1 pseudogene is annotated in these 741 nt (G+C 71.3%); it reads left to right on the top strand.

Annotated elements, in window-relative coordinates:
* Positions 1 to 692, top strand: a pseudogene (locus EAD98_RS30810) (carboxypeptidase); the annotation flags it as partial.
* Positions 693 to 741: the final 49 nt, after the last annotated feature.

The following is a 741-nucleotide window of genomic DNA, read 5'->3' as shown; positions in this document are numbered from 1 at the left end:
GCCCCCCGCCGCTCGACGCGCCCCCCGCCGACCTCATCCTCGACAACGCCCCGTGCGCCTACAAGCTCACCGAGGAGCAGTACAACGGCGCACGCACCGACGGACCAGGCGGCGTGGGCACCACCGTGGCCCAGCGCATCGCCGCACACGGCTGGAAGGTCATCAAGACCGGCGACGGCTACTACGTGCCCCTCAACCAGCCCGAACGCGGCCTCATCCCGCTCCTGCTCGACACCAAGGGCGTGGAGAAGCTGACCGACGGCGAACGCATCTACCCGACCCTCACCGGCCGACGCAACGGCCCACTGGTCATCTCCGGCTTCACCTGCGCCGCCGACGCCACCATCAACGGCCCGGTCACCGTCCGGACGGGCGCGGCGCTCGTCGCGACCGGAACGACCATCAGCGGCCCGGTCAGCGCCACCCGCGCCGCCGGCGTCCTCCTCGCCGACAGCGCCGTCAACGGCCCGGTCCAGATCACGAACACCACCGACGCGATCTCCATCATCGACGTCACGATCGCCGGCCCGGTCAGCCTGTCCGGCAACACCACCGGCACCGACGCACCCCTGCTGGCCGGCAACACCATCCGCGGCCCGCTCAGCTGCACCGCCAACAGCCCCGCCCCGATCAACCTCGGTGTGACCAACACCGTGCACGGACCACGCACCACCCAGTGCGCGGCACTGTGACCATCACCTAGCCGAACCGGTGTGCCGGCGGTGCGGGCACCTGTCGCTT

Origin of the sequence: Micromonospora sp. CV4, assembly GCF_003667455.1 — a bacterium.
Classification (GTDB): domain Bacteria; phylum Actinomycetota; class Actinomycetes; order Mycobacteriales; family Micromonosporaceae; genus Micromonospora.
This window is presented reverse-complemented; position numbering and strand designations above follow the sequence as displayed.